The following is an 11553-nucleotide window of genomic DNA, read 5'->3' as shown; positions in this document are numbered from 1 at the left end:
TATTTGACCGCTTCGATGCAATACGGAGGAAGCGTGATTTCTCAAGAGCTTGAAGTCAGCCTGCATATGGCTTTCGTCGAGGCCCGTTCGGCCCGGCACGAATTTATTACCGTCGAGCACCTGCTGCTGTCGCTGCTCGACAACGCTTCGGCAGTCGAGGTTCTGCGCGCATGCGCGGCCAACCTCGACGACTTGCGCCGCAACCTCCGTCAGTTCGTTTCGGAAAACACCCCGGTGATTCCAAGCGGCGCCGAGGTCGACACGCAACCGACGCTGGGCTTTCAGCGCGTGATTCAACGCGCAATCATGCATGTTTCCGCAGGCGGCACCGGCAAGAAACCGGTGACGGGCGCAAACGTGCTGGTGGCCATTTTTGGGGAAAAGGACTCGCATGCCGTGTACTACCTGCAACAGCAGGGCGTCACGCGCCTGGACGTGGTCAATTTCCTGTCGCATGGCATTACCAAACAGCCCCAGGTGGAGTCCGCCGCCGTGCAGAAAGAGCAGCAGACCAACGGTGAAGAGCAGGGCGAATCGCGTCAGTCGCCGCTTGACCAATACGCCACGGACCTGAACGCCGCCGCGCTGGCGGGCCGCATCGATCCCCTGATCGGACGCGAGCACGAAGTCGAGCGCGTCATTCAGGTGTTGTGCCGACGCCGCAAAAACAACCCGCTGCTGGTCGGTGAGGCCGGCGTGGGCAAGACCGCCATTGCCGAAGGCCTGGCCTGGCGCATCACGCGCGGCGAAGTCCCCGAAATCTTGCAAGCCGCCCAGGTCTTTTCCCTGGACATGGGCGCGCTGCTGGCGGGTACCAAGTACCGCGGTGATTTCGAACAGCGCCTGAAGGGCGTGCTCAAGCAGATCCGCGGCAACCCCGACGCGATCCTGTTCATCGATGAAATCCATACGCTGATCGGCGCCGGATCGGCCTCGGGCGGCACCTTGGACGCGTCCAATCTGCTCAAGCCGGCCCTGTCTTCGGGCCAGCTCAAGTGCATCGGCGCCACCACGTATACCGAATATCGCGGCGTCTTCGAAAAAGACCACGCGCTGTCGCGTCGCTTCCAGAAGATTGACGTGCCGGAGCCCAGCGTCGAGCAAACCGTGCAGATCCTGCGCGGCTTGAAGAGCCGTTTTGAAGAACACCACAGCGTGCGCTATTCCGCTGCCGCGTTGTCGGCGGCCGCTGAATTGTCAGCCCGCTTCATCAATGACCGCCATCTGCCCGACAAGGCGATTGACGTTATCGACGAAGCCGGCGCGGCCCAGCGCCTGCTGCCGCGCTCGCGCCAGAAGAAGGTGATCGGCAAGGTGGACATCGAGAACATCGTGTCCAAGATCGCCCGCATTCCGCCGCAGTCCGTCTCCAACGACGACCGCAGCAAGCTGGCCACGCTGGACCGCGATTTGAAAACCGTCGTGTTCGGCCAGGACGGCGCTATCGATGCCTTGTCCGCCGCCATCAAGATGGCGCGCTCGGGCTTGGGCAAGCCGGAAAAGCCTATCGGCGCTTTCCTGTTGTCCGGTCCCACCGGCGTGGGCAAGACCGAAGTGGCGCGTCAACTGGCGTTCACGCTGGGGGTCGAGCTGCTGCGTTTCGACATGTCGGAATACATGGAACGCCACGCGGTGTCGCGCCTGATCGGTGCGCCTCCGGGATACGTCGGGTTCGACCAGGGTGGCCTCTTGACCGAAGCCATCACCAAGCAGCCGCACTGCGTGCTGCTGCTGGACGAAATCGAAAAGGCGCACCCGGATGTGTTCAACATCCTGCTGCAGGTCATGGACCACGGCACGCTGACCGACAACAACGGCCGCAAGGCGGACTTCCGCAACGTCATCCTCATCATGACGACGAACGCGGGCGCCGAGACCTTGAACCGTCCGTCGATCGGGTTTGCCAATTCGCGGATGTTGGGCGACGAAATGGCGGAAATCCGCCGCATGTTCACGCCCGAATTCCGCAACCGCCTGGACGCAATCATCCCGTTCGCCGCGTTGGACCGCGAGGTCATCCTGCGCGTGGTGGACAAGTTCCTCATGCAGCTGGAAGATCAGTTGCACGAGCGCCGCGTGGAAGCCGTGTTCACCACGAAACTGCGCGAACACCTTGCCAAGGAGGGGTTCGACCCGCTGATGGGCGCGCGTCCCATGCAACGTCTTATCCAGGACACCATCCGCCGCGCGCTGGCCGACGAGCTGCTGTTCGGCAAGCTGGTGGACGGCGGTTCGGTTACGGTGGATCTGGACGACACGGGCAAGGTGACGCTGGACTTCGACGACAACGGGAAACCGCCGTCTTCGGATGCGCCGGACAAGCAGGAAGTTGAACTAATCGATTGATGACCGCGGACAGCCAGCCGCTGATCGAGTGCGAACATTGCGCAAGCGTTTATCGCCGACATCAGCTTGAACCTGGCGAGACCGCCAATTGCGCCCGCTGCGGGGCCACGTTGTGGCGCTACAGCGGGCTTACTTTGTCCAATTGGCTGGCGCTTGCCATCACGGCCCTGATCGTTTTCGGGGTGGCTAACGCCTACCCGGTCGCTTCCATGTCCGTGCAGGGCATGGTGCAAGAAGCGTCCCTGCTGGACGCCATTTCCATTACGTGGCGCCAAGGCCACTGGGTGGTCGCCGTGATGACGGGGCTGGCCGGTTTTGCCTTGCCGTTGCTGCAACTGACCGTATTGCTGTGGGTGCTTGGCCCCTTGTCCCGGGGCCACGAGCCCGTCGGGTTCCGTGGCGCCATGCGTCTGCTGGGGTTCCTCTCGCCATGGTGCATGGTGCCGGTGTTTCTGCTGGGCGTGCTGGTCGCGGTGGTCAAGCTGGCGGGCATGGCGGCGGTGCAACCGGGTATCGGCCTGGGGGCCTTCGGCCTGCTGACTGTTTTCCTGACAATGCTGGGGCGCTTGTCGCCGCACGTACTGTGGCGTTACGCCGAAACGGCGGGCGTGGCCCCCGTGCATATTCCCGAAAGCGGTCCGGAAACCGTGCTGGCCGGCTGCCATGTCTGCGGCCAGGTGCAGGCCCTGCCGCGCGATGCCGATCCCGAAGAAGAACATCACTGCGTGCGTTGTGACGCCATCGTGCATTACCGCAAGCCGGATCACCTGGCGCGCACCTGGGCGCTGCTGCTTGCCGCGGTCGTGTTCTATATCCCGGCTAACGTCCTGCCCGTCATGCAGGTCAGTTCGGTGTTGGGCGACAGCGCCCATACCATCCTGGGCGGCGTCGTCGAGCTCTGGCAGATGGGGTCCTGGGATATTGCGCTGATCGTGTTTATCGCCAGTGTGGCCGTGCCGCTGACCAAGCTGTTGGCGCTGATCCTCTTGCTGCTGACCGAGCAATGGCGCAGCACCACCAATCTGCGGCCGCGTACCCGCTTGTATCAGATGGTCGAGTTCATAGGCCAATGGTCGATGCTGGATGTTTTTGTCGTTATATTGCTGGCGGCGCTGGCCGATTTCCAAGGGCTGATGGAGATCAGCGCCGGCGCGGGGGCGGCGGCGTTTGGCGTCGTTGTGATCCTGACCATGCTGGCGGCCATGAGCTTCGATCTGCGCCGCAGTTGGGATCTTGAAGGCGAGGTCGACGTCGACTTCGACGCGCCCGAGATCGAGGGCCGGGCGCATCCGGCCCAGGCGGCGCATCATGCGCCGTCCGTGACAAGCAGGGAAGTGGGCTAGCAACAACCGTGGTTCCCGCTCAAGAAGAAAAAGGAAAGTAGATGTCCGACCAAGCACCCGGCGGCGGTGAAGAGAAGATCAAATCGCCGACTATCTCGCGCAAGCAGAAACGCCGGATTTCATGGATATGGCTGGTGCCCATCGTGGCTGCGCTGATGGGCATGTCGCTTGTCATACGCACCTGGATGCAGGCCGGCCCGGATATCTCGATCTCGTTCAATACGGCCGAAGGGCTGGAAGTGGGCAAGACGCAGCTGCGCTACAAAGACGTGAACATCGGCACGGTGAAGTCCATCGGCTTTAATTCCGACCGCAGCAAAGTGGTGGTGAAGGCCGAGCTGGCCAAGGAAGTGTCGGACCTGGCGCGTGAAGGCACCAACTTCTGGGTGGTGCGGCCGCGTCTGGACGTCAGCGGCGTATCGGGCCTGGGCACCTTGTTGTCGGGCGCCTACATTGGCGTGGACGCGGTGGAAGGCAAGAACGGCGAGGAAAAGGCCACCAAGTTCAGCTTTGAAGGGCTGGAGATTCCGCCCGCAGTGACGCACGACCGCGCGGGCAAGCGGTTCATGCTGCGCGCCTCTGACCTGGGTTCGCTGGACATCGGCTCGCCGGTCTATTTCCGTCGCATCAATGTGGGCCGCGTCATCGGCTACGAGCTCGACAAGACCGGCACGGCGGTCAATGTCGAAGTGTTTGTCGACGCGCCGAACGACAAGTTCGTCACCAACGGCACGCGCTTCTGGAACGCCAGTGGCGTGGACTTCAGCGTCAACGCCGATGGCCTGAAGGTACGCACGCAGTCGCTGGTGTCGATGGCGGTGGGCGGCGTGGCATTCGAATCGGTGCAAAGCGTGCGCGATGGCAGCGCCGCCGCGCCGGCCGACGCGCACTTCGATCTTTACCCCACCGAGGCCGCCGCCAAGGCCAACCCCGACGGCGAAGCCTTCCCGATCCGCATGCGCTTCGATCAGTCGATTCGCGGCCTGACCGTCGGTGCGCCCATCGACTTCAACGGCATCACGCTGGGCAACGTTACGCAGATCAATCTGGACTTCGACCCCGCCACCAAGCGCTTCTATTCCATTGTGGACGCCACGCTGTACCCGGAACGCCTGGGCCGCGTGTACGAAGAAGTGCGCGAACGCGCGCTCAAGGACGGCGACGAGGCCGGCAACCGCCTGCTGGGCGTGATGATCAAGTACGGGCTGCGCGCGCAGTTGCGCACGTCGAACCTGCTGACGGGCCAGCTGTACGTGGTGCTGGATAACTTCCCGAATGCCAAGCCGGTGGAATTCACCCCGTCCGACCCGGCCGTGATCCCCACTATCCCGGGCAACCTGGATCAGTTGCAGCAGCAGGTCAGCAACATCGTCGCCAAGATCGAGAAAATTCCGTTCGACAAGATTGGCGAGGATCTGCGCACCACCCTGGCCAGCACGTCCAAGCTGATGAACCGGCTAGACAAGCAGGTGGCCCCGGAGGCGCAAGGCATGCTCAAGCAGGCCCGCGAATCCATGGCGAACATCAACTCGATGCTGGCTTCCGACGCGTCGCTGCCGGTCAATACCGAAAAGGCCATGCAGGAACTGAGCCGCGCCGCGCGCTCGTTGCGGGCATTGGCCGATTTCCTGCAATCGAACCCCGAAGCCTTGCTGCGCGGCCGTGGCAAAGACCCGATTCCCGGCTCCGGCCCTGTCAGGAACTAAAGAATCATGACTTTATCTTCCCTGCGTCCTGTCCTGTCCTTGCTGGTGCTGAGCGCCGCCCTGGCCGGTTGCGGCTCGTCGCCGCCCGTGCATTACTACACGCTGCAAGGGCCCACCGCGCCGTCCACCGCCGCGCCCGCCGGTTCCGCGGACTTTTTGATCGAGGTACAACCGGTCAGCCTGTCCACACAAGCCGACCAGCCTCAGTTGATGGTGCGCACGGGCGACGGCAGCGTATCGGCACTGTATTCCGAGCGTTGGAGTTCGCCGCTGGGCGACGAGCTGCGGGGCGCCTTGTCCGATGCCCTGAAGGGCGAATTGGGCGCGCTGGACGTGCAGATGGTCAAGCCTGGCCCGGGCGCGCCCGTGTGGCGGGTGCAAACCGACGTCCAACGCTTCGAGCTGGTCTCGGGCAGCATGGCGCAGCTGGATGCCACGTGGCGCGTCCGGCCCGTCAATGCCAAGGGCACGGGCTTGCTGTGCCGCAGCGTCGTAACCGAAAAGGTGTCCGAGACGGGCATCCCGGCGCTGATCGCGGCCCAACAGCGCGCCGTCGTGGCGCTAGCCGGTGCCATGGCGTCCGCCATACACGGTCAAACCCCAGCGGGCTCGGCGTCCGTGCAGATGCTGGGATGTTCGCCCCTGAAGGACGCGCCGAAAGACCAGGACTGACATGGGCGCTTCCCGGTAAACCTGCGCCAAGTCAACCGGTTAACCTAGGGTTAACCTTAATACAAGCCGGGTTGCAACCTGTTTAGCATACGGTCCTACCCATACTGGGTTTCGTTCGAGTCCAGTATCACCTTTGCCATGCGACAGGAAGCAATCTCTTATGGCCAGCACGACCCTCGGCGTCAAAGTTGACGACGCACTGCGCGACCGCCTGAAGGCGGCCGCGAACAAGCTCAACTGCACGCCCCACTGGCTGCATAAGCAGGCAATCCTTTCTTATCTGGACAAGATCGAGCGTGGCCATCTGCCCGCCGAAATGTCGCACCTGGGCGTGGACGCCGGCACGGAAGACGACTCGGGCGATGCGCCCGCCGCGCCCACGCCGCCGTTCTACGAGTTTGGGCAGGACGTGCAGCCGCAGTCCGTGCTGCGCGCCGCGATTACCGCTGCGTATCGCCGCCCCGAGCCCGAATGCGTGCCGCTGTTGCTGGGCCAGGCCCGCGTGCCCAATCTTGAAAAAGTGCACGCGATGGCCTCCGACCTGGTCAAGAAGCTGCGCGGCAAGCGCAGTGGTGGTGGCGTTGAAGGGCTGATCCAGGAATTTTCGCTGTCCAGCCAGGAAGGCGTGGCGCTGATGTGCCTGGCCGAAGCGCTGCTGCGCATTCCCGACCGCGCCACGCGCGACGCGTTGATCCGCGACAAGGTCGCCCGTGGCGACTGGAAGTCGCACATGGGCGGCTCGCAATCGCTGTTCGTCAACGCCGCCACCTGGGGCTTGATGATCACCGGCAAGCTGGTGGCCGTCAGCAGCGAACAATCGCTGTCCAAGGCGCTGACCCGCTTGATCGGCAAGGGCGGGGAACCCCTGGTGCGCAAGGGCGTGAACATGGCCATGCGCATGATGGGCGAACAGTTCGTCTCGGGCCAGACCATCTCTGAAGCCCTGGCCAACAACCGCAAGATGGAAGCCCGCGGCTTCCGCTATTCCTACGACATGCTGGGCGAAGCGGCCACCACGGCCGAAGACGCCGAGCGCTATTACGCGTCGTATGAGCAGGCCATCCACGCCATCGGCAAGGCCGCGGCCGGCCGTGGCATCTATGAAGGCCCTGGCATCTCGATCAAGCTGTCCGCGCTGCACCCGCGCTATTCGCGCAGCCAGCGCGAACGCGTCATTGCTGAACTGCTGCCGCGCGTGAAGGCACTGACGGCGCTGGCCCGCAGCTACGACATCGGCCTGAACATCGACGCCGAAGAAGCCGACCGCCTGGAAATCTCGCTGGATCTGCTGGAAGCGCTTTGCTTTGCGCCCGAACTCGAAGGCTGGAACGGCATCGGTTTCGTCATCCAGGCTTATCAAAAGCGCGCGCCGTTCGTGATCGACTACGTGATCGACCTGGCCCGCCGCAGCCGCCATCGCATCATGGTGCGCCTGGTCAAGGGCGCCTACTGGGACAGCGAAATCAAGCGCGCCCAGGTCGACGGCCTGGAAGGCTACCCCGTCTACACCCGCAAGCTGTACACCGACGTCGCCTACCTGGCCTGCGCGCGCAAGCTGCTGGGCGCACCCGAAGCGGTGTACCCGCAGTTCGCCACGCACAACGCATACACGCTGGCCGCCATCTACCAGCTGGCCGGCCAGAACTACTACCCCGGCCAATACGAATTCCAGTGCCTGCACGGCATGGGCGAGCCCCTGTACGACGAAGTGGTCGGCCCGCTGGCGCAAGGCAAGCTGAACCGGCCGTGCCGCATCTATGCGCCGGTCGGCACGCACGAAACGCTGCTGGCTTACCTGGTGCGCCGCCTGCTGGAAAACGGCGCCAACACCTCGTTCGTCAACCTGATCGGCGACGACAGCATTCCGGTGGAAACGCTGGTGGCCGACCCGGTGGACGCGGCGTCGCGCATTGTGCCGCTGGGTGCGCCGCACGAAAAGATTCCGCTGCCGCGCGAGCTCTACGGCAATCTGCAACAAGGGGCGCGCGCCAACTCGGCCGGCCTGGACCTCACCAACGAACACCGTCTGGGCTCGTTGTCGGCCGCGTTGCTGGCCAGCGCGGGCACGCCGTGGCGTGCCGGCCCCATGTTGGGCGAAGGCGAACAGGCTTGGGACGCGGCGCGCGCCGTTGAAGTGCGCAACCCGTCCAACCTGCGCGATGTCGTCGGCCACGTGATCGAAGCGCAAGCGGACGAGGCCGAGGCCGCCTTGCGCGCCGCCGCCAATACCGCGCCCATCTGGCAATCCACGCCCGTGGCGGAACGCGCGCAGTGCCTGCGCCGCGCCGCGCAATTGCTGGAAGAGCAGATGCAGATGCTGCTGGGCCTGATCGTGCGCGAGGCCGGCAAGTCGCTGCCGAACGCCATCGCCGAAGTGCGCGAAGCGGTGGACTTCCTGCGCTACTACGCGGACCAGGCCGAACGCGAATTCAGCAACGACACGCACCGCCCGCTGGGCACCGTGTTGTGCATCAGCCCGTGGAATTTCCCGCTGGCCATCTTTACCGGCCAGGTCGCGGCCGCGCTGGCCGCCGGCAACACCGTCGTGGCCAAGCCCGCCGAACAAACGCCCTTGATCGCGGCGCAAGCCGTGGCCATTCTGCGCGCCGCCGGCGTACCGGCTGGCGCCGTGCAGTTGCTGCCGGGCCGTGGCGAAACCGTGGGCGCGCAGCTGGTTGCCAGCCCCGCCGTGCGCGGCGTGATGTTCACCGGGTCGACCGACGTGGCGCGCATCATTGCGCGCACGCTGGCCGACCGCCTGGACGACGACGGCCACACCATTCCGCTGATCGCCGAAACCGGTGGCCAGAACGCCATGGTGGTGGATTCTTCCGCGCTGTCCGAACAAGTGGTGTTTGACGTGTTGAGCTCGGCCTTCGATTCGGCCGGCCAACGTTGTTCTGCGCTGCGCGTGCTGTGCGTGCAGGAAGACAACGCCGATCACGTGCTGACGATGCTGCGCGGCGCGATGCGCGAGCTGTCCGTGGGTAACCCTGACCGCCTGTCGGTGGACGTGGGGCCGGTGATCGACACCGACGCCCGCAACGGCATCCAGCGCCACATCGAGACGATGCGCACCGCCGGCCATCGCGTGGACCAGGTAGAACTGAACGGCGAATGCCGCCACGGCACCTTCGTTCCGCCCACCATCATCGAAATCGACCACATCAGCGAATTGACGCGCGAAGTGTTCGGGCCGGTGCTGCACGTGGTGCGCTATAAGCGCGACGAACTGGATGCCTTGCTGGATGCCATCAACGGCACCGGCTATGGCCTGACGTTTGGCGTGCACACCCGCATCGACGAAACCATCGCGCACGTGACGGGGCAGGTGCATGCCGGGAACGTCTACGTCAACCGCAACATCGTGGGCGCGGTCGTGGGCGTGCAGCCGTTTGGCGGCGAATGCCTGTCGGGCACCGGCCCCAAGGCGGGCGGCCCGCTGTATATGTACCGCTTGCTGGGCACGCGCCCGGCCGGCCTGCCGCCGGCGCTGGACGCCGCCGCGCCGCTGCCCCAGCGCATCGCGCTGCCGGGCCCCACGGGCGAAACCAACACCTATATGGTCGAACCGCGTGGCGCCGTGTATTGCGTGGCCGCCACCGAAGCCGGTGCGCGGGCGCAGTGGTCGGTTGCCCGTCTGACCGGCAACCACGCCTGGTTTGCGGACACGCCCGCTGCCCAGGCGCTGCTGGCCACGCTGGACGCCGAGCAACAAGGGCAAGCCGGCATCCTGGCTGACGATGAGGTCGATCAGGCCGACTACCAGGCGGTTCTGTTCGAAGGCGATGGCGACGCGCTGCAAGCGCTGAACCAGCGCATCGCGCAGCGCCCGGGCGCCATCCTGTCGGTGCATGGCCTGACGTCCGACGCCCTGGCGGCCGGCGCCAGCTACGTGCCGGAGCGCCTCTTGACCGAGCGTTCCATCAGCGTCAACACGGCCGCCGCCGGGGGCAACGCCAGCCTCATGACGATCGGCTAAGGGTGACCGAGGGGTAACCCTCGATGACCGAGGGTTATCTCCAATATCGGGCAGGTTGCACTGGAACGAAAATCCGGTCGCACTTCAAGTCCGGATGTCGCAACCCGACATCCGGACTTTGCAGAAAATGCATACGCGGGACCGGGCCACAGCCCGGCTCGCGGTAGTAGAAAAAACCAAAAGCCTGGCTAAAAGCTCAGGTATAACAAGGCCTTAAGACCAAGGCCAACTGTCCCGATACCCGGAGGGTTTTCCCATGAAGTTCCGCACCACTTTGAAGCTTCTCGCCGCCAGCATCGCCGCTGTGGGCATGACGGCCGCCGCGCAGGCCGCCGACATCAAGCTTGGCTTTGCCGCCCCCCTGACCGGTCCGCAATCGCACTACGGCGAAGACATGCAGAACGGGCTGAACCTGGCTTTGGAAGAAGCCAACAAGAAGGGCATCAAGGTCGATGGCCAGCCCGCCAAGTTCGTGCTGGTGTCGCGTGATGACCAGGCCGACCCGCGCGTGGGCGTGCAGGTGGCGCAGCAGCTGGTCGACCAGGATGTCGTGGGCATTCTGGGTCACTTCAATTCGGGCACCACCATTCCCGCGTCGCGCGTCTACCATGAGGCCGGTCTGCCGCAGATCGCCATGGCGACCTCGCCGGAATACACCAAGCAAGGCTACGAAACCACGTTCCGCATGATGACCAGCGACACCCAGCAGGGCGCCGCGGTCGGCAAGTTCATGGTGCAGAACCTGAAGGCCAAGAAGGTCGCCATCATCGACGACCGCACGGCTTACGGCCAGGGCCTGGCCGATGAAGTGGAAAAGGCCGTCAAGGCCGCCGGTGGCGAAGTGGTCCGCCGCGAATACACCACCGACAAGGCCAACGACTTCACCGCCATCCTGACCAACATCAAGGGCGCGGCGCCCGACGCCATTTTCTACGGCGGCCTGGACGCGCAGTCCGGACCGATGAAGCGCCAGTTGGCCACGCTGGGCCTGAAGGCGCCGCTGGTCTCGGGCGAAATGACCCGCAGCGACACCTTCATCAAGCTGGCCGGCGACGCCGCCAACGGCACCTTCGCCTCGCTGGCCGGCGTGCCGCTGGACAAGATGACCGCGGGCAAGGACTTCGAACAGCGCTATCAGGCGCGCTTCAAGAAGGCGCCGGGCGTGTACGCGCCGTACGCCTATGACGGCGCCTGGAACATGATCACGGCCATTGAACAGGCCGGTTCGTCCAAGCCCGAGAAGTACCTGCCGGTGCTGGCCAAGCTGGACCGCAAGGGCGCCACCAGCGAGCACATTTCCTACGACGCCAAGGGCGACCTGAAGGAAATCTCGGTCACCATCTACGAAGTCAAGAACGGCAAGTGGGAGATGGTTGAAACGATGGTCAGCCAAGCCAACTAAGGCCGGCTGAACCCGTAGGGCGGACGTGCCGGCGCTGCCGGCGTCCGCCAACGCTTTGCGCACACGCCGCTCGGCGTGTCGCCGCGAGTGCCGCGTTCCATG

Annotated in this window: 6 protein-coding genes; all 6 read left to right on the top strand. The window is 64.6% G+C overall.

The features are described 5' to 3' along the window. Positions 1 to 33: 33 nt before the first annotated feature. The 6 genes from clpA to KYT87_RS17180 all read left to right on the top strand — a co-directional run bounded on the left by clpA (position 34) and on the right by KYT87_RS17180 (position 11451). Entirely contained in the window at positions 34 to 2346 is a 2313-nt protein-coding gene (clpA, locus tag KYT87_RS17205; protein WP_039884291.1) for an ATP-dependent Clp protease ATP-binding subunit ClpA, read from the top strand. Beyond that, a complete protein-coding gene (locus KYT87_RS17200; protein WP_104144422.1) occupies positions 2346 to 3689 on the top strand; it encodes a paraquat-inducible protein A in 1344 nt (447 codons plus the stop codon). Before clpA ends, KYT87_RS17200 begins: the two co-directional genes overlap by 1 nt. A gap of 41 nt (positions 3690 to 3730) precedes the next feature. Beyond that, positions 3731 to 5395 carry an intermembrane transport protein PqiB gene (locus KYT87_RS17195; protein ID WP_143215369.1) on the top strand — a complete coding sequence of 555 codons (1665 nt, stop codon included), beginning with the start codon at positions 3731 to 3733 and terminating at the stop codon, positions 5393 to 5395. A 6-nt stretch (positions 5396 to 5401) separates the two neighbouring features. After that, positions 5402 to 6067 carry a membrane integrity-associated transporter subunit PqiC gene (locus tag KYT87_RS17190; protein WP_219990438.1) on the top strand — a complete coding sequence of 222 codons (666 nt, stop codon included), beginning with the start codon at positions 5402 to 5404 and terminating at the stop codon, positions 6065 to 6067. A 160-nt stretch (positions 6068 to 6227) separates the two neighbouring features. Further along, a complete protein-coding gene (putA, locus tag KYT87_RS17185; protein WP_219990437.1) occupies positions 6228 to 10049 on the top strand; it encodes a trifunctional transcriptional regulator/proline dehydrogenase/L-glutamate gamma-semialdehyde dehydrogenase in 3822 nt (1273 codons plus the stop codon). 256 nt (positions 10050 to 10305) lie between these two features. Next, positions 10306 to 11451, top strand: a complete 1146-nt coding sequence (locus KYT87_RS17180) for a branched-chain amino acid ABC transporter substrate-binding protein (RefSeq protein WP_046804693.1) — start codon at positions 10306 to 10308, stop codon at positions 11449 to 11451. Positions 11452 to 11553 lie beyond the last annotated feature (102 nt).

It is taken from the genome of Achromobacter sp. ES-001, from assembly GCF_019448355.1.
Lineage (GTDB): Bacteria > Pseudomonadota > Gammaproteobacteria > Burkholderiales > Burkholderiaceae_B > Achromobacter > Achromobacter spanius_B.
Note: the sequence above shows the minus strand (reverse complement) of the source record. Positions and strands in the feature narration are given on the sequence as shown.